Consider the following 21530-nt stretch of genomic DNA (forward strand, 5'->3'; position numbering starts at 1 on the left):
TAACAAACATTAATAGAATGATCATTCGAAGTACAAATATCCCAATCTATGGAGCTTTATGTAAATAAATATCCTCGTTGCACCGATAAATACATATGCTGGATAATCAAGCAATTACATTAATATTGCCCAGAAGGAGGCTGCCCATGGAACACACCGTGACTTACGGTCAGATCGAGATCATGCCCTATGACTTTGTGCGTCTTCATAAACTGAAAATTACCAAAACCGTCAATGAGCATGCCATCATGATCTGCACTGGAATCATATCCGAGAACAATCGGGAACTGTACGTACGGGCGTCGGATGATAAAACTCAGGTCAAAGCCTTTATTACGGATGAGAACGGCAAGCGCCACCCACTATTTCGGGGTCTCGCCCTGAATGTTGAAGAAAAGGTGGTGAATGGTGTTCATTACCTGAATGTTGAAGCCATCTCCCATACTTATGAACTGGATATTAAGCGCCACAAACGCTCTTTCCAGAATCCCAAACTTACATACACCGGCCTTATTGAGAGCATTATGTCCGCTTATCCGCATGCCGAGACCATGGATGTTGCCAGCGGCAAGCAGCCGATTGGCACCTTTATCATGCAATATGATGAGACGGATTGGAATTTCCTCAAACGGTTGGCTTCTCACTTTTACTCCCCTCTCATTCCTGCAGTCGGTTATGGGGTGCCCAAGTTCTATTTCGGTTTGCCCATGGGCTTGAGCAAGGGAGAGATCCTATCGCCCAACTTCAAAGTGAGCAAGCGGATCGGCGCTTACCAGACTGCCACTGACAATCATATTCCCGGGGTGAGGGATGCGGACTTTATCCAATATGAATTGGTAACGAATAGACTGCTTGAGCCAGGATATGAGGTCAAATTTCAAGGACGTCTTCTGCTGGTGGCCGAGGTAGTGTCGGAAATGCAAGAAGGGGTGCTTGTCCATAAGTGCAAGCTGTCGCCGCGCAGTGGACTGCGGCCAATTAAAGACTACAACCGTTCTATTATTGGCGCTTCGATTCAGGGACAGGTACTCAGTGTTCGCGGAGACAAAATCCGCGCCTCACTCGATATGGATGACCAGCAGGATCCGAATACCGATTACTGGTTCCCCTACTCAACCATCTACGCATCAGCAGACAACACCGGCTGGTACTGTATGCCGGAAGAAGGCGATCATATCCGCATCTATTTCCCCGGTTATAAAGAGGAAGAAGGGTATGCCATCAGCTCGGTGAAAAGAGAAGTTCCTCCTACTGAGCACACTTCTGCTGCATCCGTTCCTGCTGCTTTATCTTCCGAAGCCAAATCATCTTCGTCCCTGTCGGCAGCCGCACCTGCACCAGACCGCATGGCAGATCCGGCGATCAAAACGCTGCGCACCAAATACGGAAAAGAAATTATGCTGGCCCCGGATCAAATCGTCATTTCCGGCAGCGGCATGTCCATCGTCATCAACGATAAGACCGGAATTGATATTGTCAGCAGTAAAAATGTGAATATTAGCGCCACCACTGACCTGGTCATGAAATCGGGCAGCATCTATATGTCTGCATCCAAAATCGAGCTGTCCGGGAAAGGCAACAAGATTACACTGGATGACAAAACACTTTTTTCCGGTACGGAAATTAAAATGAACTAACAGGAGCGACAGGCAGTCAATATGGACAAACAAGCAGCTTTGCAGCATTTTAGAGAGCAATACTTCAACCCTTTGCTGGATGAACAACTGAACTTGCTGGAAACGGCATATCACCGGGAGCAGGGCCAGCTGATCAGCGGTTTCAAGGCGTCTTTCAGATCCTTATGCCTCCACATCCACAGCATACAGCAGCGGGAGCTGAAAGGTCCCGTAGGCTATATTCACTATTCCTTTTTACGTACCCAAGTGCTTGAACAAACCTATCATTATATGACTGAGGCTTACGATACGGCGTGGTACGAGGATGACTCGGACTGCAAGTCCACCTATGACGCCTCTTGGGCGTATGCTCCAATAAGTACCATGCTGTCAATCTTGGAGCAGGAGCGCAAGCGATATATGGGTGTGCTCAATCCGGCAGACATCGAACGGCTGTTGTTGGAGTCAATGCCTTTATTCCATCAATTTGTGAGCTCAATCCTGCGTTTGTCCATAGGGGAGGCTGTCCGGATGCCCGAATATCAGACAATTCTGAAAGCGGAACGCTTGCTTATTCGCACGGGTGAGTATATGGATATCAGTGAAAATATCTATGTCGACGACCAGCACCTCCCACAGGGGGATGAGATAAGAGAGCAGTTGATGCAAGCCAGCACAGAGGAACCTTTCATCTACGAGAATCTGAAGCACCTCTCACTTCATCATCTGGAGCTTATGGACAAGGACCTGCGGTATAACGATTTCAGTCACAGCCATCTGCAGGGAGGCCGGTATCACAACTGTAACTTGGTGGGGAGCCGCTGGCAGCAAGCGGATCTGGAAGACGGTAGTTTCCGTGGTTGTCTACTTACAGATGCCGACTTTCGATACGCCCATATGAAAGGTGTGGACTTCAGTCAGGCCAGCGGAGAAGCCTACCGGAACAAGGGACTGCGGTTGCCCGGTTTAGTGGGAATCCACTTTGAGCATGCCAATCTGGATGCCGCAGATTTCACGGCTGTCCAAGCGTTTGAGCATGCCTATTTCGAAGGAGCTTCCATGCTAGGAACCCGGGTTCCGCGAATGTTCCAACAGCACTGGCAGCTCAGTGATACGCAGCGCCAATCCATTGTATGGATCGAATAAGGAGGACATGGTCATGCGCCACTATTATATTCTGCAGAATGACAACCGGATCTCCCGCGAGCTTACACCTGTGAATATGGCTCTCTTAAAAGCCCCCTTCACGCAAATGCCCCCGGCTCAAGTACTGGAGGTGCAAGCTGCGGCAGAGCAGGATTTCACAGACTGGCTGCCTCTGTCAGCCGCAGTAAACCCACTGCTCTCCGATCCCATGAAACGGATCATGGAACTGTACAATACGCATGCTCGGTTCAAACAACTGTATCTCATAAATCGGGAAGATCAACAGCAGTTCTTATATTGGACTCCCCATGTACCGGCTTTGGACGGCATTTCAGGAGAGACCGAGTGGTATCCGCACGATCATACCTTGAAGCAGCTCGTACTGGATGCAGCTAAAGTGAAGGGACATCATTTTTTCCGATTATCAGGGATAAGAGAACCTTATTACATCATTAGCCTGGAGGCAGCGGAGAGCTTGCTCCGCCGGGGGTTAAGCGGTTATCGCCTGCAAATGGCAGAACTCTGCAAGGGGGCCGGGCTATGACCGTGCACTGGGATGAATTATTTTTGAAGCTGCACAACCAGCAAGTCTTGCAAGATGAGTTGGAGTCGGCGGAGCAGGATCAGGAATGGATGACCTTCTCTGTAGAAGAGACCATTGAGGGATTGTCGATTGGTTCGCTGACCTTGCCGGATGGACAAGTCATGCATTTTCACACCCTACAAGCTTTTGAGGATCAACTCACCCTATCGCTTCCCCGTTCTCTGATTCCGGAAGTTCGGGCAGAACAAAGCAGCAATTCGTTGGGCGGTGTTGTTGTTCAAGACAAGACTAATGGAATTGTGCTGGGGCTGCGTCCAACCAAGCATGAATTGGAGCAAGAGCAGTTAGAATCGTACCTGCAACAGATGATAGAGCATACGAGCCGCAATCACTCAAAGATGAAACTGATCAACCACAAATTCCTGCTTATTCAAAGTGCCGTAATCGGCTGCTATGAATCTCTTTTTCTGTTGACTCCCATACCCTTTTATCAGGTTGCTTTTGTCCGTTCTTGGCGCGGCAAAGCTTATATCGGGAGCTGCCAGTTCAAGCTGGAAGATGCATCGTTATGGGTGCCTTTAACCTATGCTATGCTGCATCATGCGGTTTGGTCGGATAACCTTGATGCTTGACTATATATATTCTATGGAGGGATGCATATGCTGCTGCCTATGTTACTAAGTGCCTTGGTGCAAGGTGCGCTAAAGGGTGAACAAAGCTTTGTGGTCCGGGGGGCTGTCCTGAAATGCAGTATGGGGACAGACCCCGGCGTACTCAATACAATGTTCAGCCATGGGGTCTATATTAAAAGCAAACCCATCCTGAACATCGACGACGCAGTTAGCGGAGTTAATATCAGTAAAGTTAATGCCTTTGGCTTCTGCAAATTGAAGGCCGCTCCCTGCGAACCGGTAATAACCTTGGCTTCGAAATGGACAGGGGGCAAAGAGGATGTACTGATCGACGGGGCTCCCGCCCTGCTGAGTGACTCCAGGTTAGTATGCAGCTGCCCAGGGTTAGACAGTTTGGCTATCGGCGCACAGGTCCCCCCACTCCCCTCTGTCGGCGGCGGCGGAATCATTTCGATTACAGATGACGGACAAGACCTTTAATCCAATCAGCAAGGAGATCATGGGATGAACAACGCAGTAAAAGACCGCTTTGCTTCTCATCAGCTGCATGTGGTCTGGCCCTACGGCAATCTGCGCTTGCAGCAGATAAAGCTGACCCAAGAGCTTGGAGCACATGCCAAATTGCTGATCACCGGAAGCATGGAAGCTGACCAGACCGATACTCTGATAACCAGAGCGGGCAGTAACGACGAAGTCGAGCTGTGGGTCACGGATGACAATGCCCGCAAGTATCCCTTGTTTATGGGACAATTGTATGCCGTGGACGTTCAGCATTTGAATCAGGAAGTTATAGTGACTCTGGATGTCATTTCCCATAGCTTCAAGTTGGACACACAGCTCAAGAACCGTTCCTTCCAACAAGTGAATCAGAGATACGTAGAGATTGTAGATGCAGTGCTGGCAGATTATAAAGGCTCAGACAAATTGGATGAAGCCTTCGGGAAGAAGAACACCGGTCAGTTCATTATGCAGTATCAGGAGACGGATTGGACGTTCCTGCAGCGCCTGGCTTCACATGTGGGCGCACTACTGGTTCCTAACGTGACCGCACAACGTGTACAGATCTGGATTGGGATTCCGCAAGCACGGAAATACATACAATTAGAAGGTGTTCCCTTTGCCATGCAGCGTAGTATCCCACCTTATCTGGATCAGGAAGCCAACGGCTGGAATACTGCCAGTATTGGTGATTATACCCGTTACACCTTTGAATGGGATCAGATGCTTCAATTGGGAGATGAAATCGAACGCAATCAAGAGACGTTCATCATCACAAAGCGGGAAGGCCAGATGATTCACGGGCTCATGACCTGGTCGTATGAGTGTGCGATTCAGCAAGGGATCAAGGTTCCAAAAAATTATAACCGCATCCTTATTGGGGCAGCCATTGAAGGCAAAATTCTCGAGGTCAGCCGCAATCAGGTACGCTTGCATTTGGACATGGATAACCGGCAAAATGCTGCGGATGCCCGCTGGTTTCCCTACTCTGCCGAAGGCAGCCAGGTCTGGTATATGATGCCCGAACGCGGAGCACAGGTGAAGTTGTATTTCCCCAGTGCAGACGAAGACGATGCAATAGTGATTCAGTCGGTGCGCACAAAGCCGTCTACCTCTACTGCCCTTCTTTCCCCACCGGGACAAAATGGATCTATGGAGTCTCCAGCCGAACGACACAGCCGCAAAACGGCTGATCCCGGCATCAAATCCTTTGCCAATCCACAGGGAAAAGAAGTGTCTCTGGGCAACTCGGAGCTGCATATGACGGCCCAAGAGGGGGCACTGTACATCTCGATGAACAACCATCTGGGTGTCAACATGAACAGTACCCAGCGGATCTGGATTCAGGCCAGTAGCCAACTCACTCTGGATGCCGCGAACATTAGGATTCAAGGCACCAACAGCCTGCAATTACATACAATGACCACTACACTGGATCTGGCACAGGAAGTGAACAATGTCAGTTCCGAGATTGAGCTCAAGGGCTCCATACATGAATATTACCCGGAACCTATTTTGTCAGCTTTTGAACAGCAGGTAAGCGCTCTGGGAATCGAAGCGGTGACCAAGCAGCACCAGCTATTAATTGCAGATAATAACGCTGAAGGAAACCTCGACAGCTTACAAGACGCAGCAAAGGGACTCTGGGATAACGTGGTGGATTTCGGAGATATGGTATTTTCCGCTTATCAAGGGGATAAGGAAGCCAGAATGGTATATAGCATGTTCAATGGCGGAACTGAAGTCGCACCGCTTGAAGAACGGAATTCCACCTTCGCCGGGCTTCTAAATACGGTAGATTATACAGAAGATCTCATTACCGGTGAAAAGTCAGTATCTGCCGAGTTCGAGAAAGCCAAGGACAGCTTCAAAGAGGGGAGTGCAGAATTCTTACGGAATCAGCAAAAAGCGAATGCGTATCATAACCCGCTGACGCTCACTCCAGAAGAAAGTTATGAGATCGGACGAATTCAAGGCGGACAAGAGCTTTTTGAGATGGATATTGCCAGCAGCTTCTTCGTCCCCAGTCTGGCAGCAATACGGAATTCGAAAAAGGTCCTTTCCGTCACCCGTAAAATGGGCCTGCCTGATCCCAAATTACCCAGGTCTGGTGCCCACGTCCGCTCTCCCCTGTTCAGAGGGCTCGGAAATATTAAAGATGCGATAGCCAAGCTCGGCGACGGCAAACTCAAGACTCATGCCCTCCGCCTGCCAAAGAATCTGGATTCTCTCAAAGGCTTCATGCAAAGTGTTGCCCGAAAAATGAATATCAGTGTAAAGCGGCTCTCCCCCGACCCTGCCACCGCCGCAGGCCGTTGGCAATTTCATGATCTGGAGTCCTACTCTTCCCGCTCCAAAGGTCCGGATACGCCGCTCACCCCGGAGAGACAAAGACAGAAAGATGCGTTAGAATCAGGAGAGTACTCGGGCCGGGCTGGGGGGGCTGGTAAACCTAGCGGTGAAGGACTACCTCTAGATAGGAAAAAGAATTATCGGCAAAAAATTGATGAAGCAAACGCACGAGGAGATCAGAAAGCAGCCGATGATGCTCGGTATGAGCGTTATTGTGAAGAGAAGCTATACAAGGGTGAAAAGCCAGTTTCTCGTAAAAAGTGGGATGCATTAACTGAACAATTAAGAAAGAATAGAGCAAATGGAATAGAACAGGAGATTAAAGGTAGAAATGCACTCGAAGAGCAATTAGGTAGAAAATTGGAAGATAATAATACTGGTGAAGTTGTTACCTTCGAATCAAGTGAAGGACATCTTACTCGTCCAGATAGTATTGCACGAAACGAAAAAGGTGAAATTGATCTTATCCATGACCATAAACACAAATCCAGTTCCGATGATCAAGTTGTTTATAATGATAGTCAAATGCGGGCTGAAAGAGAAATGCTTGAGACAGGCAATGGTAAGCATATTGTGACTATTTCAAGTGATAGCCCTAATTTAGATGCAATTCCTGCTAGACCGAGACCTAGTGCGCCATTGGGAAAAGAGAGCACGGTTTATTATGTCGATCCTGAAAGTGGTAAGATTATTCGCATTTGGAAAGTGGATGAAAACATTCAAGGTGGGGGTTACTGGGTAGATCCCTGATTCATGTGATTGATTTCTTTGAGCGGAGGATAGAAATGACACCAAATTTATTTTTAATTGAAATGTATCCAACAGTATCTTTTAGTAATGAAGAGGTGCTAGGTCGTATTTTAGATGTTTTTGAGTCAGATGAAAAGCTTGTTCCTACCCATTGGGGAAATGATGAACGGATTAAGGTCGAGTATAATCGAAATGAAATTATTGAGAAAGTTACAGAACGAAGAGTATCAGAAATTCATCTTCATCGAGATATGTCTATCAAATATTCTGGTTATTTTCATGTAAATCTCAGTAATCGATCATTTTTATATTTTAATTTCCATAAATCCCTTTCTAAAAAACATTGGTCGATGTTTTTTGAGATATCTGACAAAATATCAAATATTGCAAAACCTCGTTACGGAATTACTAATATATTTTGGCCAACAGCATATCCTTGGAATACTGAAAATGAACGTAATCAAATATGGATGAATTTGTGTTCACAACCAGTACCAGTGGAGTTTCTGCAGAACGGTCCTTTGGGAGTAGGATCTCGAACTTATTTTAGTAATAATGTTCTTGAGCTGTTTGGAAGAGAGTATTTGATAAATTCACCTGGTCATGTATCTGAATTTGATTGGGAAGGAATTTGTATTGATGTAATTGAGAAGCCATGGGAAGCTGATTCTAGTGAATTACTTAACAAGTGGTTGCAAGTAATGAAGTATTTAGAAACCTCTGGTGCAATAGCTGTTCCGAAGTTTTCCAATAACCGGATGGGCGCAACGTTTAGTCCAAGCGCCGCTTGGCAAAACTATCTCAATAGATAAAGTGCAGATGGGATGTGGTTGAAATAACAGGGCAACAGGATCGAAGTAATGTCTTGAAAATATTGAATAGTTATAAAATAAACAAGGAAGTTATTTATGGACTAGAGATGAGCGGTGTAGATTTAGCTTATACTGACTTATCTGAGGTAATGGGAGACTGTATTCAGGCGGTAAGAGTAAATCTTAGAGCATCATCATTAATAAGAGCTTCCTTTCTTGATTGTGATTTTGAACAAACTGATTTCAGTAACAGTAACTTAGAGAAGATAGATATGGGAGATTGTGTTCTAAATGGAGCGAACCTTTATAAAGCTATTTTAAAAGGAGCCAAGATTAATATAAGTATGTGCAGAGGAACTTGCTTTGATGAAGTTGACTTTTCTGGTGGAGAAGTAATTGGATCAGCGTTTAGTAACTCATCATTTAAAAACGCGAATTTATCCAGAATAAATGCTCAACAAGCTAGTTTTTCTAATGCAGATCTTACAGGTGCAACCCTCACAGAGGGGAATTTCGAAGAAGCAGATTTTAGAAATACCATGCTTGATGGCGTAGTTTGGACTGGGGCTTTAATAGATGGGGCTATATTTGATGAAGGAGTCATGGAAATAGTCAAAAGTAAACTTTAGATATGCCTGCTGAACAAATATCACTACATGTCTGCTCTCATAAAACACCATAATGATTGAATAGTAAGATGATAGTTGGTGAAACCGACTATCATCTTTTTATTCCACAATAAAGGATTAAACTTAGGGGACGGGTGATGTTGGAATGGTTGGAATTCCTTATGGAACACAAATTGATAAAGTCGGTAACAAAAAAACACTAAAACCGAATGCAAAGTACACCACACCAGAGAAGGATATACTTATGAGACAAATGAATCTGGTCGTATTGATAGTGTCGAGGCAGACTTACAACTAGGCAAAAGATCAAAGTAATGTGGGAGAAACAGACAGAATCCGAGGTGATTATCTAGAGAGAGATGATGGTGTTCATTTAATAGATAGTCAATTTAAAGGTTCTGGGAACATTGATAACTTAGTTCCAATGAATTCCCAAATAAATGAAGCTGGTGGGAAATGAGACCTGATAGCTTTATAGTAGAGTATTCGATAGATGGCGGTGGGACCAAAGAAAATTACAATAGAGAATCAATTTGGAGGTTGTGAGAATCATGGAGCAACAGATGGATCAGCTATATCCCTTGATAGCAGAGCATGTTTTAAGTATGATACCTGACGACAACTGGAACGAGATTTACTTATATGCCGAAATACTCGATGGATCTAGAGAGGTATATTTTTATTTCAATACTTCTGAGAATGGGGCTTTTATATACTCCCATGATATTCCTGAAAAATATGGTGTGAATGAAAAAAAGTACGACAAATTATTATTAGAGTTGCAAACAAAATTTAAAGAATTAAAACAAATATTTATAGACAATGATCAAGATGCGTGGACAAATTTAACCTTAAGATTGATGTATCCTGGTAAGTTGAAGATTCATTATAATTATGAAGATATAATAGCTTCAACACTAACCCCAACTCAAAGACAAATGATTTTTGAATATCGATATTTAGGTTTACTTCCTGAGAATGAAAAGAATAAACTGTTTGTAGAGAATTATTTAAATAGTCAAGATTAATAGCTCTGTCGAGCTAACTTAACTATGACAAACTATAAGAAGAATTTGAGCCATAAGTTGGGACTACTCAGTGCTGGATGAACCCATCATATAACCAATGACACATTCAACCTATGTAATACCCGTATCAAAATTTCTTCACTTTGCTTGTACGCAAAGTAATGCTCGAAAAGCATAACCTAATTAACACTAAATCGTTACATAATACAGGTCGATTATGGTCAAAAGCTACCATGATTGACCTGTTTTTATATTTTCACACCGCTAGTCTTAACACCAGCTTTATAAGATGAATATTGCCAACAACTTCTCTCCCGCTCTGGGAACAGCATAGAATTCGAAAAGCCCCCTTTCCGTCACCCGTAAAATGGGCCTGCCTGATCCCAAAATACCCAGGCCTGGTGCCCACGTCCGCTCTCCCCTGTTCAGAGGGCTCGGAAATATTAAAGATGCGATAGCCAAACTCGGCGACGGCAAACTCAAGACTCATGCCCTCCGCCTGCCAAAGAATTTGGATTCTCTCAAAGGCTTCATGCAAAGCGTTGCCCGAAAAATGAATATCAGTGTAAAGCTCCTCTCCCCCGACCCTGCCACCGCAGCAGGCCGTTGGCAATTTCATGATCTGGAGCCCTACTCTTCCCGCTCCAAAGGTCCGGATACGCCGCTCACCCCGGAGAGACAAAGACAGAAAGATGCGTTAGAATCAGGAGAGTACTCGGGCCGGGGAACTAAGGGGACGGGTGATGGTGGGGGAGGAATCCCTCCAAAAACTAATAAGAAACCTGAAGGAAGACTACCTAGGACTGGTGGTAAATGGGAGGGAGAACCAGGTAACGGTAAATGGTATTCTGATGATCCTGATGTTATTGAAATAACAAATGGCAAACCAATCGTATTTAAAGATGGACGACCAGACTTTTCACCTTGGTCAGCTTATGAATTAGAGTTTAAACCAGGAGTGTTAAATGGAACAGACCAAGACTTTGATCAAGTTTATAAGCGGATGGCTGAACTTGGTTTAGCTAAAAACAAGACGCAAGCTAAAGCCTTATTAAAACAAGTGGGATTGACTCCCCACCATCTTAGTGAGACGGTAATAGAAATGATCCCGACCAAACTACATGGAAATATACCACATAAGGGATCTGCTTCTGATATGAGAAACAAGGCAAGTGAAATAATTGAAATAGAAACTGAAAAAATCATTCCAGAAAAATCAGAAGACCCATCAAAAAAGAGAAATAAAGGAGGTCCACCAACCGATGACGATGACTAATGATTCGTTTAATGAAATTGAAAAGTATTTAATTGAACTTGGTATATCAAGTGGTGCTGACAGCTATTCTGAAGAGGAACTTATAAGACTTGAGGAAAAATACGAAATTGATTTTTTAGAGATTTACAAGATATTTGTATTTAAATATGGAAATTCGACTTTTGAAAATGATGTGCGTTACCGCCCATTGAAACAATCCCATTGGACAGGTAAAGATGGGCTGAACGCTTTCGGATCTTTTTTTGGTTTTGAAGAGGGTGCTGACAATCTCGAAGAAAATATTAAACGATATTACGATAGAATTCCGAATTCAATTGTACCGATTGCTGATGACGGTGTAGGAAACCTAATATGTATAGGAATAAAAGGAAATCATATAGGTAAAATTTACTTTTGGGATCATGAAAACGAGATAACGGCTAAGGTTATGCTAAATGAAAAGGAATATGTAGGTGTTAGTGTTGATGATTATTGGGAAAATATATTCTTAATCGCTGAATCTTTCTTCGATTTCATTAAAAGTTTTGAAATTGAAGAGATAGTAAACGAATCAGATATTGATTCCAAGATTGTTAGTGAAAAAATGAGTGATAACTTTATGGCAATGATGCTTGCTGCTAAAGCCGAACTCGAAGCTAAAGAAAAAAATAGGAAAGAAAAAAAGAAAGAAAATTAGTCTGAAAATAATAAGAGGCTACCCAGTGCCGAATGAACCAATCATTCAACCAATAATACACTTAAGCTATGTAATACCATTAAAAAGATTTCTTCATTTCTTTTGTACGCACAGTAATTCTTGAAAAGTATAACCTAATAACGCTTTAGCGTTACACATCACAGGTCGATTATGGTCAGATACTACCATGATTGATCTGTTTTTTGTTATCTTTGCTTTCTTACTGTTTTATCAAAATAATCGCAACAATGTATCCTGTCAGAACGATAGATTTATTGTAAGGGTCGTTATGAATATTAGTTCGCTACTTTAATGGGTTGACCAGTAATGGCATCAAGACATATCTGATTATTATCATTTACGGGAAGGTCATGCGTGAAGGGCTAGCCACCGACTCCCTCATCTCTATAAGAAAGCCAAGGACAGCTTCAAAGAGGGGAGTGCAGAATTCTTACGGAATCTGCAAAAAGCGAATGCGTATCATAACCCGCTGACGCTCACTCCAGAAGAAAGTTATGAGATCGGACGAATTCAAGGCGGACAAGAGCCTTTTGAGATGGATATTGCCAGCAGCTTCTTCGTCCCCAGTCTGGCAGCAATACGGAATTCGAAAAAGGTCCTTTCCGTCACCCGTAAAATGGGCCTGCCTGATCCCAAAATACCCAGGCCTGGTGCCCACGTCCGCTCTCCCCTGTTCAGAGGGCTCGGAAATATTAAAGATGCGATAGCCAAGCTCTGCGACGGCAAACTCAAGAACCATGCGCTCCGCCTGCCAAAGAATCTGGATTCTCTCAAAGGCTTCATGCAAAGTGTTGCCCGAAAAATGAATATCCGCATAAAGCGACTCTCCCCCGAGAGACAAAGACAGATTGATACGTTAGAATCAGGAGAGTACCCGTGAGGACATTCGCAAAGCATTAACAATGCTAACGTTAATTTCGCAGTTGAAGTATTATCAACTAATGCTGATGATACAAAGAATGTAGTTTTTTACAAAGCAGTTCCCAGACTGAAATATTTCCAACCTAAAAAAGAGCATACTATTTCTACAAGATTAAGAGATTGGAGCAACTCTAAAAGGGCCACGACGAATGCTGTGGAAATTGATATATTTAAAGTTGGTGACGATGTAACAAGTGGTTAGCCAACAGGCAAGATAAAGCGTCTCGCCTATCAGGTTTTTAATTCAAATATAAATGGAGGCCTCAAATATGTACAAAGAACTAGATAACCTTTTATCCGCTGATACATCAGTAGATTCGTGGTACGATGATGGCTGTGTCATTGCAAGCGCGATGCTTTCGGAGTTTAACCCAAGTGATTGGGTTGAATTATCTAATCAAGTGCATCATAAACCTATAGAGTGGCAGAGAAAATTAGCGTATTGTTTGGATAATGAATGCAATGTAAATGAATTCAACATTTTATTATCATTGCTCAGTACGAATGATGAGGAATTATTCGAAATATGTATTGACACACTAAGAAGTTTTACAAATCAAGAAATTAAAAAAATGATATTAGATAACCCAAATATACTCCAACGTATAAATGACTCATTACACACTGCTAGCCTACCAGTAAAGAAAATGCTCCAAGATTTCCTTTCGAAAATCCATTTGTGATTTTGTGGATTAGATGTTAATTAGGTTCTTAATGAGATAGCCACGTCTCTATCTGGACAGCTTGGATGAACATGAGGTTGAGTATCTAGAAGAGTATGTGGAACTGGTGAAGAACAAATATATAGAATTAACTCATAAAGCCCAATAATATAGAAAGACAATGATCCTTGTCGATGAAGATATACATAGAGAGTTTAGGTATTTCAGTGGTCAGTCTATAGAAAAATAAAAAATTCAAAAGGAAAATAACTATGGCGAATATGGATCGAGGAAACAAGAAAATAACTATAAATGAAATTCGTGAATTTGAAGGTAAATATGTTCTAAAGCTTCCTGAACAGTATATTGATTTTTTGCTTAAAAATAATGGTGGGTATCCTAAAGCATCTACATTTAAGATTTCTGATGAAGCGGGTGAAAGTGTCGTAAATAAATTTTACGGGATCGGTGATATGAAGGGGAATTTGGCTAAGGTATTTGAGATTTTAGATGGTGAGCTGCCTGACGGTTTTATATCAATCGCTAGTGATCCAGGAGGAAATGAGATTTGTATTGGAATTAGTGAGAAATACTTTGGAAAAATATATTTTTGGATGCATGATATGGAGTCAGATGAAGAAATGGAAAACATGATTTTTTTAAAAACCAGTTTTAACGATTTTTTTGATAACTTATATTAGGGATTGGCTCTAATATACACCCCACCCAATGCCGAGTGATTCGGGCGGCTTAGCCCAAGCAGACTTAACTCAATTAATATCAGTATAAGAATTCTTCCATTTTACTTGTACGCACAATTACGCTAGCAACTTCTCCCCCGGTCTGAGAACTGCACGGAAATCGAAATGGTCCTTTTCCTCTCTCGTAAGCTGAACCTGCCTGATCCCAAAACAAATGGTCCTGACGCCCATGTCCCCTCTTCCCTGCGCAATATCCATTTTAAAATCGGCCTGTTTGATGTAACGCTGAATTGATGGGAGGTAGTTTTAATGTATACAAATAATAGTCAGGAAAGAAATGTGAATTGGTTCATATTTTCAAGGAAGGGCTGCCAAACTACTACGAGCTTTCTTCACTGAAAAGACATACATGAGCACATGGGCGGACGGTCCATTGTAAACGGAACAGGAGGAGATTGGCTTGAAAATGCACAGCAATCAAGAAGTTCTAACAGAAGCTAGACTTCAAGTTTTTGAGCGAATCATTGGAGTGCAACTTCCTAACCATTATCGAGATTTTTTATTGAGATACAATGGGGGCTATCCTAAACCATACTACTTCACCATTTCTGAGGAACAAGGTATGGGTATGGTAAATATTTTCTATGGCATTGGAGGAATGTATGATAATTTAGACAAAAAAATAGATATTTTTGACGATATACTTAATGCAGGATTTTTACCAATTGCAGATGATTCTGGTGGAAATCAAATTTGCATAGGTCTTACTGAGAAGTGTTTCGGAAATATTTATTTTGGGATTCATGACGAAGACACTGAAGATATGGACAACATGTATTTTATTTCTGAGAATTTCAAGGTTTTTTTAGAAAATTTATATGATGATACAGAAGAGTAGTTGGATATTTTCAAATACTCTTCCATTCTACGTTACATTGAACAGGTCGAATATGGTCAGATACCACCATGATTGACCTGTTTTTTGTTATTTTCTCGCCGTTAGTCTTAACAACAGGTTTCTAAAATGGGTATTGCCACCAACGTCTCTCCATTTCGCCCCCTCTCGCTAGATGGGGCTATTTGACGTTCCCCTTTCCTCACACTACTGGAGATTCACATGCTGCTTGCTTTTATTGACCCGGCCGCTCTTGATTTGAAATGTCATCAATGCCAGGGAGCTGACGAATAAAATCGCTATGGTCAAAATTGGAGAAGCTGCAGCAGATATCGTTACTAATAAAAAGGTGGTTAACGGTGCAAGGCCTACTAAAAGTGTATTAATGATGCCAATCGTAGTTGCCAGCTTGTTCTCTTCTACTACGGACACGATCCAGCCGGATAACTTGGGTACGATCGTTCCGACCAGGAAACAAACAGGTGCTAGCATCGGCAGAATGATCAGCATATTTTTTAGAAGTAGAGCAGGATAAAAAATAGTGGTAAACACTAAGCAGATCATCACTAATTGCTGCAAATGCATTTGCTTGAGTATTTTAGTTCCCAGCAGTCCACCAGCAGCTAGTGAAAGAGAAATCACCGTGCTTAGTACAGCTATTGTAAATGGATAGGAATAAATAACCATCTCTTTTTTAGCCGATACAATGATCATTTGAATGAGTGGTGTGAGGGACGATAGCATGGCATTAAGCACGATAATTGCAAGAATTACGCCGAAAAGCTTGTTTTCCTTTGTTAAGGCTGCAAAGCTCACCTTCAGGTTTTTGAAATAGCTGTCCCCTTTATGCCCTTGCTGTACTTCGGTTACAGCCTTTGTTGCGAATTGCGGGCTTCTTCTAAAAAAACTCAGCATAATAAAGCCAGAAAAAAGAAAGCTTGCTGCATTCGTCCAGGCTAAAAAGGAGTAAGACACAACGATCAGTAAGGAGGCGGTTATGAATTGGGAAATCATGCCGACGATTTGTGAAATGCCCTGATTGAAGCCGCTGGCTTGAGGATAATCCTCTTTTCCAGTAACTTTCACAATGAGCGGCAGCCGCAATCCACTTGCGTACGATCCTGTGAAATCGGACAGGAAATTCAATATGACGATGCCTATTAACACAATCCATTTCTCAAGGGTCGAACAAAATAACAAGCCGACGATGAAATACAAGCCAACTCTGATGAGATCAGCCCAAATTAAATTTCTGGCTACCTTGTGCGTTTGGTCTGCCCGATACCCAGTATAAGAGGAAAATAGCTGCGGAATCAATTCAGACGCTGTCACCAGGCCAATAGCTAACTGCGCGTTAGGAAGTGTACTGACAAAAGTCAGCATGGCCAGATAATACATCTTGTCCCCGATCGTTGAGAAAATGTTTGCAGTCGCGATTTGCCGAAATTGTCTGTTAGAAAAATAAATGTGCATTGTCATTCTCCTTTTGACTTGATAAATCAAACATAACCTGTTTACTATCTAGGTATGGCAATGATTTCGAATTCGAAAGGAGTTTTTTTTATGGAAATTGGTTCTTTATTGAGGGAATATCGTTTGCAAAAAGAACTGACACAGAAGGAATTCATCAAGAATTGTATTTCGGAATCCTATTATTCAAAAGTGGAGAACAACCTACATAGAATATGCGCGGAGGACTTGTTCAGCTTGCTGCAAATCAATGCCATTTCAATTACGGAGTTTGTGAACAAGCTGGATATATCAGATCAAAAATCCCCGCTGACACTTCTAGAGGTACAAATGTATCAAATATTTTATGACAACAAAATTGCTGAGCTCACACAACTGGAGCGTGTTGCACGAAATCACCAGGAACTATCTGAATCTGAAAAGAAAATTTTCATTACCTTATTGGAGGTTTTAAAGGAGATTACGGATCATTCTGACAGGGAGATTTCCGAAGCAGACAGAAATTTTTTGAAGTCCAGAATTTCAAGTGATTCAGACTGGACCACTCGCTCACTTATGCTTTTTGCAAATACGCTCCACATTTTCGACTTTGAAGATACCGTTTTTTTAGTCCAGTCCTTAATCCGAAAGCGGATGGATTACTCATTTACGAAAACTGCAAATGAAAACCCGTTCCTGCTGGCGACAATTCTACTGAATTATATATCTATATGTATTAGAAAAAAAGAACTTGTCCTCACCAGAAAACCGTTTCAGCTACTAGACAAGCTTCCTAAAACTCCTGATTTCACCTTTTATCGTTTAATGAGCAAATACTATCAGATCGTCATCGAGTGTATAAATGAACTCCGAACCTTTGACCCGAATATTACGCACATTATTCATAGCTTCTATTTGATGGGAAGAGAGCCTTTTGCAGAGGCTCTAAAAGAGTTTGCAGAATTGAATATCCCGAATTTCAAATACGCAAGTTGAGTTTCGATTCGTCAATTCAAACTTTTCATTGCACCTTTTGAAATTACCTAATTAACGCTAAAGCGATACATAAAACAGGTCAATTGTGGTCAGATACAACCATGATTGGCTTTCTCCTCTCCAGTGAACTGGACGTACCTAATCACAACAAAACACAATGGTCCTGATACCCGGTAGCCAAGCTCGGCGACGGAATGCTCAAGACCTAAGCGCTCCGCCTGCCAATCAATCTGGATTCTCTCGAAGGCTTCTTGCAAAGTGTTGTCCGAAAAATGAAAATCCGTATGAAGCGGTTCTCTCCCCGAGAGACAAGGACTGATAGATGCGTTAGAATCAGGAGAGTACTCTGGTCGAGTTGGGGCGCCGGATAAAGATAACCTTTACGATAAAGATGGAAAGTATACCGGAGGAAGAAATCAAGAATTGAATTGGTCTCTTAAGGAGTGGCAAAATGGAAGAAAACATTATAAATAAGTTTGAACTACATAAAAAGTGGGTTGAGTCCATTGGTAAAGAAGGCGAAGTGTTAAAATTAGATGAAGTGGATTTAAGAGGTTTTGATTTATCCGATAAATTGCTTGAACAAGCATATTTAACTGAGTGTATTTTTGATGATCTTATATTGGAAAATATCGATTTTCATGCATCATTATTATGCTCATCAACTTTTAAAAAAGCGTATTTAGATAAATGCGATTTTTATAAATCAGATCTTGGGTATACAGATTTCTCTAATTGCGTCATTAAAAACAGCAGATTTAGTAAAGGTGATTGTTGGGAAGCAATATTTAGAAATGCATATTTAGTGAATTGTAATTTGATCAATGTATTTTTCTACTTAACTGATTTTAGTAATGCAAGACTAGAAAATGTAGATATAAGTGTAGCCTCATTTGAAGAAACATTATTAAACGGAGTGACACTGAAAAATATTACAGGTATAGAAGAAGCTCATTTTAGAAGCATTAATATTGGTACATTGGAGAACCCTATATTGTTGAAATCCGAACAAGCAAAGGAATGGGTGCTAGAAAAATGCGAAATAAGTGAATAAGTAAGTGCCGCTGCCAATGAACTTGTACGTTAGAAATTATTGATTCGTCTACTGATCTGCCTGATGGATTAAAACCTTAGAGGAGGCTAACATGGAAAAAGAAGGAGCCGTATCTCTGTGGGTAGGCAATGTTCAATCTTCCGAGGAATTGGATAGGCTGCTTACTGTGTCTTATACGGATGAAGGAGACTTTACTCCATCGATCTTTGCTAAACATTTTGGGATTCGTAGATATGATGATGCTGTAAGAGAAGCAGAATATTATGAAGAAGCTAGTAATAATCCGAATCAATTACTTGAAGGATTCTCTTATGATGATGAGATTGTTCTGAAATTCACTGCCTTAGTGCAGGAAGGTTTGACGGATAATTTTAATGCAGTAGTTTTACTATATAATTTTAAGTATACAGAGGAACTTCTTGAAGCAACCATTCAATCGAATTATTTCAGATTTTTGGGTGCGGTAGAGTATCAATAGTGGGGGCTACCCAGTGACGAATGAATACATCCTCCACCCGTTCCGCATGATGCCGCCACCCCCGATGTAAACCAATCTGCTTACTCACAAACATTAACCCTTTGCAGATTAATAATGTCATTAATATGGCAATCATCAAACTTCTCCAACAACAGAGTAAACTCATTATTCCTTAGAAAGTTCATTTCTTCCAAAAAAACAGGAAATACAACTAGAAACTGAATTTCTTTATCAGGCGTTTTTAGTGTGAAAAAATCAGGGTTCTCGTTTATAGGTGGTAACAGCATAAAGCCGACAAATGGGTTTTTGTTGCTTAATAACTGCGGAGGATCTCCATTTGGAATACTGTCACCGTAACAAAACCAAGTTTGATGATCAAATGTAAACTTCCCAAGTTTCCGTAACCAGCCGAAAGGCCAATACAATTCATCTTGAATGTCAGCTTGTCGTACAGGCCACTCTGAAGGTAAATACATTATTAATTCTGTGTATTTCCACTCTTCACATCCTTCCTCAACATTGGAAGAATAGTTGCTCATTCCAGAAGTAACTATGGTGTGATAGTTTCTATTGGTGTTTGCCTCAAATACTATTAAATCTATATTTATGTTTTGCATAAAACCTTCCATGTTTACAAAACTGGGTTCTCCAATATTTTCACGTAAATGATTCATTAGCTCACCCGATGCAAAGTCATCATTTTTAACCATATGTACCTCCGGAGGTTAGAACCTAATATTAATAAATTAAAACACTTCCTTCCGGCCATTTTCCTTTCCAGCCACATGGAAGATGACCTGCTTCATATACATCGAACATTTTGAAATAAAAACCAGGAGCGACGAGATCACTGTAGGCATATTCCATCAACACGCAAAGAAGATCCCATTCAACACTCTCATATACACGATAATTGATATTATTAGCAGAAACATAAGATTTGAGTTCGTTAAGTACACCTTTTTGGAGTACAGCTTTCGCTTCTAAAGTAATCGTATTCCATTCTCTATATTCATTTCTCCAACGTTCATGTAAAGTACCCGTTAGATTATTCCTTATTTCTAGTTTCAGATTGTCCCATTTCCCGTTGATCCCTTTCTGAGCTTTTGTCCAACTATCAACAATTTTGATGTTTCCTTCAAAATAAGGCTCGCTAATCTCTTTACCACAATTCTCGAACCAGCGAACTTTTGCAACTCTTTCATTATAAAAATCTTTTATTGATTTCACAACTTCGCCTCGTTTTCTTTAATTTGTTATTGTTGATGAAAAGCTGAGACAGCTCTACAATGAAAACATTGATTACGCACTACATCGATTTGGCTAAAATACTGTGGTATTGAAACTAGGTTCAGGGAGGAGTAACGATGTTAGATAAGGCTTCCGAGCATGCTTTAGTAAAAATTAATTTCATTGAAAGATATAAGGATTTGTCTAAACAGTATCATTTCGATGCTAACGAAAGTTTCGAAAATTATGAAACTGATATAGTAGTAAATATTATTCAGCATTTAGGGTACTACTGCACTTTCAACAAAAAAGAAGAATTTTACAAAATAATAGAAACAATAGGCGATAGTAAATATCAATTTAAAATATCATTAAAATATGGTGCTGCTGAATTTTTATGGTCTGTATGGAAATGTTCTGAATTAAAGATTGGCGGGACTTGGGCGATATTAAAAGAACAACTAGATGGTTTAGAAAAAGACAAAGTCAGAAGGCCAATATTCCGTGATTACGAAGATCTGAAAGAGATACTAGCCAATGCATTTGCAATTTATGAAGATTTTAAACGCGAGTATTAGCATTTTTTTCCGGTCAGAAGCTTATTTTTTCCCAGTCAGTTTCACATTTTTTTTCGTATGTTATAAAACCTTCAGTCGAAAACCTTTTTTCAAGTACCCTACTAACCTCGTATCTGCTACAATCCTTTTCCATATAAATTTCATCTTGTAAAAATAATATGAATATAGAACTGGATGCATCATTATTCGCCAAATAGAAACCCAATAATTCGTTGTATTGAGTGTTAAAAAACATACCTACATACTCTATTTTGAGTTTAAAATTTTCCTTACATTCAATTAACCCTTCATAACTTGCAAATAAATTAAAATCATCCAAATCGTAAATTCTATTCACTGAGAATAACGGGTTCATGCCTCTTATATACAAACCTATGACATCACCACTATCTTTCTCAAGAAAAAGGACATGATCTAATCGCTCATTATCACCCTCATCATGTAAATAAATAAGATTCGCGATTTCTTTTTGCCCGAAAAAGTAATCAAACTTTTTTGTAAAAGATATTATATAGTTGTTCATAGTTATCCCCACTTAACAAAAGCGCCCACAGACTCGATTGTACTGTTCGATTTGAATTCAGGC

24 protein-coding genes are annotated in these 21530 nt (G+C 41.2%); 20 read left to right on the top strand and 4 right to left on the bottom strand.

The window, feature by feature from the left end:
• Positions 1 to 146: 146 nt before the first annotated feature.
• The 16 genes from MHI45_RS08415 to MHI45_RS08490 all read left to right on the top strand — a co-directional run bounded on the left by MHI45_RS08415 (position 147) and on the right by MHI45_RS08490 (position 15162).
• Positions 147 to 1637, top strand: coding sequence for a hypothetical protein (locus tag MHI45_RS08415; RefSeq protein ID WP_076113404.1), 1491 nt, complete (start codon positions 147 to 149; stop codon positions 1635 to 1637).
• Between the two features lie 21 nt (positions 1638 to 1658).
• Positions 1659 to 2762: a pentapeptide repeat-containing protein gene (locus tag MHI45_RS08420; protein ID WP_076113405.1), complete on the top strand. Its 1104-nt coding sequence runs from the start codon at positions 1659 to 1661 to the stop codon at positions 2760 to 2762.
• Between the two features lie 13 nt (positions 2763 to 2775).
• Entirely contained in the window at positions 2776 to 3306 is a 531-nt protein-coding gene (locus MHI45_RS08425; protein ID WP_076113406.1) for a hypothetical protein, read from the top strand.
• Entirely contained in the window at positions 3303 to 3938 is a 636-nt protein-coding gene (locus MHI45_RS08430) for a hypothetical protein (protein WP_076113407.1), read from the top strand. Before MHI45_RS08425 ends, MHI45_RS08430 begins: the two co-directional genes overlap by 4 nt.
• Before the next feature lie 27 nt (positions 3939 to 3965).
• Positions 3966 to 4418: a DUF4280 domain-containing protein gene (locus MHI45_RS08435; protein ID WP_076113408.1), complete on the top strand. Its 453-nt coding sequence runs from the start codon at positions 3966 to 3968 to the stop codon at positions 4416 to 4418.
• Positions 4419 to 4442: 24 nt separating this feature from the next.
• Entirely contained in the window at positions 4443 to 7538 is a 3096-nt protein-coding gene (locus tag MHI45_RS08440) for a contractile injection system protein, VgrG/Pvc8 family (RefSeq protein WP_341118963.1), read from the top strand.
• 35 nt (positions 7539 to 7573) lie between these two features.
• Positions 7574 to 8350 (top strand): hypothetical protein, encoded by a 777-nt coding sequence (locus MHI45_RS08445; protein ID WP_341118964.1) that lies wholly within the window; start codon positions 7574 to 7576, stop codon positions 8348 to 8350.
• A gap of 53 nt (positions 8351 to 8403) precedes the next feature.
• On the top strand, positions 8404 to 8979 hold the full coding sequence (locus tag MHI45_RS08450) for a pentapeptide repeat-containing protein (protein WP_341118965.1): 576 nt from the start codon (positions 8404 to 8406) through the stop codon (positions 8977 to 8979).
• A 316-nt stretch (positions 8980 to 9295) separates the two neighbouring features.
• Entirely contained in the window at positions 9296 to 9439 is a 144-nt protein-coding gene (locus MHI45_RS35110) for a DNA/RNA non-specific endonuclease (protein ID WP_445667498.1), read from the top strand.
• Between the two features lie 91 nt (positions 9440 to 9530).
• Complete coding sequence (locus MHI45_RS08460; protein ID WP_341118966.1) at positions 9531 to 10007, top strand: antitoxin YezG family protein; 477 nt, start codon at positions 9531 to 9533, stop codon at positions 10005 to 10007.
• A gap of 553 nt (positions 10008 to 10560) precedes the next feature.
• Positions 10561 to 11283: a hypothetical protein gene (locus MHI45_RS08465; RefSeq protein ID WP_144024524.1), complete on the top strand. Its 723-nt coding sequence runs from the start codon at positions 10561 to 10563 to the stop codon at positions 11281 to 11283.
• The gene (locus tag MHI45_RS08470) at positions 11270 to 11959 is read left to right on the top strand and encodes an SMI1/KNR4 family protein (RefSeq protein ID WP_076114646.1); all 690 of its coding nucleotides are present in this window, start codon (positions 11270 to 11272) and stop codon (positions 11957 to 11959) included. Before MHI45_RS08465 ends, MHI45_RS08470 begins: the two co-directional genes overlap by 14 nt.
• Positions 11960 to 12515: 556 nt before the next feature.
• Complete coding sequence (locus MHI45_RS08475; RefSeq protein ID WP_341118967.1) at positions 12516 to 12860, top strand: hypothetical protein; 345 nt, start codon at positions 12516 to 12518, stop codon at positions 12858 to 12860.
• A 310-nt stretch (positions 12861 to 13170) separates the two neighbouring features.
• Positions 13171 to 13584, top strand: coding sequence for a hypothetical protein (locus MHI45_RS08480; RefSeq protein WP_076114589.1), 414 nt, complete (start codon positions 13171 to 13173; stop codon positions 13582 to 13584).
• Positions 13585 to 13835: 251 nt separating this feature from the next.
• Positions 13836 to 14264 carry an SMI1/KNR4 family protein gene (locus MHI45_RS08485; RefSeq protein ID WP_076114590.1) on the top strand — a complete coding sequence of 143 codons (429 nt, stop codon included), beginning with the start codon at positions 13836 to 13838 and terminating at the stop codon, positions 14262 to 14264.
• A gap of 466 nt (positions 14265 to 14730) precedes the next feature.
• A complete protein-coding gene (locus tag MHI45_RS08490) occupies positions 14731 to 15162 on the top strand; it encodes an SMI1/KNR4 family protein (protein WP_076114598.1) in 432 nt (143 codons plus the stop codon).
• Between the two features lie 204 nt (positions 15163 to 15366).
• Here MHI45_RS08490 and MHI45_RS08495 read toward each other — a convergent pair whose 3' ends face one another.
• On the bottom strand, positions 15367 to 16632 hold the full coding sequence (locus tag MHI45_RS08495; protein ID WP_076114591.1) for an MFS transporter: 1266 nt from the start codon (positions 16630 to 16632) through the stop codon (positions 15367 to 15369).
• A 90-nt stretch (positions 16633 to 16722) separates the two neighbouring features.
• Here MHI45_RS08495 and MHI45_RS08500 point away from each other — a divergent pair, with 90 nt between their 5' ends.
• The 3 genes from MHI45_RS08500 to MHI45_RS08510 all read left to right on the top strand — a co-directional run bounded on the left by MHI45_RS08500 (position 16723) and on the right by MHI45_RS08510 (position 19136).
• Positions 16723 to 17604, top strand: coding sequence for a helix-turn-helix domain-containing protein (locus MHI45_RS08500; protein ID WP_076114592.1), 882 nt, complete (start codon positions 16723 to 16725; stop codon positions 17602 to 17604).
• A 451-nt stretch (positions 17605 to 18055) separates the two neighbouring features.
• A complete protein-coding gene (locus tag MHI45_RS08505) occupies positions 18056 to 18658 on the top strand; it encodes a pentapeptide repeat-containing protein (RefSeq protein WP_340897160.1) in 603 nt (200 codons plus the stop codon).
• Between the two features lie 91 nt (positions 18659 to 18749).
• Positions 18750 to 19136, top strand: a complete 387-nt coding sequence (locus tag MHI45_RS08510; RefSeq protein ID WP_340897159.1) for an immunity 22 family protein — start codon at positions 18750 to 18752, stop codon at positions 19134 to 19136.
• An 80-nt stretch (positions 19137 to 19216) separates the two neighbouring features.
• On the opposite strand, the gene MHI45_RS08515 is transcribed toward MHI45_RS08510, so the two are convergent.
• Both MHI45_RS08515 and MHI45_RS08520 read right to left on the bottom strand, forming a co-directional pair.
• Positions 19217 to 19846, bottom strand: a complete 630-nt coding sequence (locus MHI45_RS08515; protein ID WP_341118968.1) for a suppressor of fused domain protein — start codon at positions 19844 to 19846, stop codon at positions 19217 to 19219.
• A 28-nt stretch (positions 19847 to 19874) separates the two neighbouring features.
• Positions 19875 to 20366, bottom strand: coding sequence for a hypothetical protein (locus tag MHI45_RS08520; protein WP_076114597.1), 492 nt, complete (start codon positions 20364 to 20366; stop codon positions 19875 to 19877).
• A 137-nt stretch (positions 20367 to 20503) separates the two neighbouring features.
• On the opposite strand from MHI45_RS08520, the gene MHI45_RS08525 reads away from it, so the two are divergent.
• Entirely contained in the window at positions 20504 to 20944 is a 441-nt protein-coding gene (locus tag MHI45_RS08525; protein ID WP_340897156.1) for a hypothetical protein, read from the top strand.
• 13 nt (positions 20945 to 20957) lie between these two features.
• On the opposite strand, the gene MHI45_RS08530 is transcribed toward MHI45_RS08525, so the two are convergent.
• Positions 20958 to 21467: a hypothetical protein gene (locus tag MHI45_RS08530; protein ID WP_340897155.1), complete on the bottom strand. Its 510-nt coding sequence runs from the start codon at positions 21465 to 21467 to the stop codon at positions 20958 to 20960.
• Positions 21468 to 21530: the final 63 nt, after the last annotated feature.

Source organism: Paenibacillus sp. FSL H3-0321 (assembly GCF_038002865.1).
Classification (GTDB): Bacteria; Bacillota; Bacilli; order Paenibacillales; family Paenibacillaceae; genus Paenibacillus_AQ.

What these genes read in the sequence shown, in the direction of transcription:
- MHI45_RS08415 (WP_076113404.1), top strand. Translation starts at nt 147, where the DNA reads ATGGAACACACCGTGACTTACGGTCAGATCGAGATCATGCCCTATGAC.
- MHI45_RS08525 (WP_340897156.1), top strand. Translation starts at nt 20,504, where the DNA reads ATGTTAGATAAGGCTTCCGAGCATGCTTTAGTAAAAATTAATTTCATT.
- MHI45_RS08430 (WP_076113407.1), top strand. Translation starts at nt 3,303, where the DNA reads ATGACCGTGCACTGGGATGAATTATTTTTGAAGCTGCACAACCAGCAA.
- MHI45_RS08440 (WP_341118963.1), top strand. Translation starts at nt 4,443, where the DNA reads ATGAACAACGCAGTAAAAGACCGCTTTGCTTCTCATCAGCTGCATGTG.
- MHI45_RS08530 (WP_340897155.1), bottom strand. Translation starts at nt 21,467, where the DNA reads ATGAACAACTATATAATATCTTTTACAAAAAAGTTTGATTACTTTTTC.
- MHI45_RS08510 (WP_340897159.1), top strand. Translation starts at nt 18,750, where the DNA reads ATGGAAAAAGAAGGAGCCGTATCTCTGTGGGTAGGCAATGTTCAATCT.
- MHI45_RS08495 (WP_076114591.1), bottom strand. Translation starts at nt 16,632, where the DNA reads ATGCACATTTATTTTTCTAACAGACAATTTCGGCAAATCGCGACTGCA.
- MHI45_RS08425 (WP_076113406.1), top strand. Translation starts at nt 2,776, where the DNA reads ATGCGCCACTATTATATTCTGCAGAATGACAACCGGATCTCCCGCGAG.
- MHI45_RS08465 (WP_144024524.1), top strand. Translation starts at nt 10,561, where the DNA reads ATGAATATCAGTGTAAAGCTCCTCTCCCCCGACCCTGCCACCGCAGCA.
- MHI45_RS08480 (WP_076114589.1), top strand. Translation starts at nt 13,171, where the DNA reads ATGTACAAAGAACTAGATAACCTTTTATCCGCTGATACATCAGTAGAT.
- MHI45_RS08470 (WP_076114646.1), top strand. Translation starts at nt 11,270, where the DNA reads ATGACGATGACTAATGATTCGTTTAATGAAATTGAAAAGTATTTAATT.
- MHI45_RS08485 (WP_076114590.1), top strand. Translation starts at nt 13,836, where the DNA reads ATGGCGAATATGGATCGAGGAAACAAGAAAATAACTATAAATGAAATT.
- MHI45_RS08490 (WP_076114598.1), top strand. Translation starts at nt 14,731, where the DNA reads ATGCACAGCAATCAAGAAGTTCTAACAGAAGCTAGACTTCAAGTTTTT.
- MHI45_RS08515 (WP_341118968.1), bottom strand. Translation starts at nt 19,846, where the DNA reads ATGGTTAAAAATGATGACTTTGCATCGGGTGAGCTAATGAATCATTTA.
- MHI45_RS08420 (WP_076113405.1), top strand. Translation starts at nt 1,659, where the DNA reads ATGGACAAACAAGCAGCTTTGCAGCATTTTAGAGAGCAATACTTCAAC.
- MHI45_RS08500 (WP_076114592.1), top strand. Translation starts at nt 16,723, where the DNA reads ATGGAAATTGGTTCTTTATTGAGGGAATATCGTTTGCAAAAAGAACTG.
- MHI45_RS08460 (WP_341118966.1), top strand. Translation starts at nt 9,531, where the DNA reads ATGGAGCAACAGATGGATCAGCTATATCCCTTGATAGCAGAGCATGTT.
- MHI45_RS08505 (WP_340897160.1), top strand. Translation starts at nt 18,056, where the DNA reads ATGGAAGAAAACATTATAAATAAGTTTGAACTACATAAAAAGTGGGTT.
- MHI45_RS08435 (WP_076113408.1), top strand. Translation starts at nt 3,966, where the DNA reads ATGCTGCTGCCTATGTTACTAAGTGCCTTGGTGCAAGGTGCGCTAAAG.
- MHI45_RS08445 (WP_341118964.1), top strand. Translation starts at nt 7,574, where the DNA reads ATGACACCAAATTTATTTTTAATTGAAATGTATCCAACAGTATCTTTT.
- MHI45_RS08475 (WP_341118967.1), top strand. Translation starts at nt 12,516, where the DNA reads ATGGATATTGCCAGCAGCTTCTTCGTCCCCAGTCTGGCAGCAATACGG.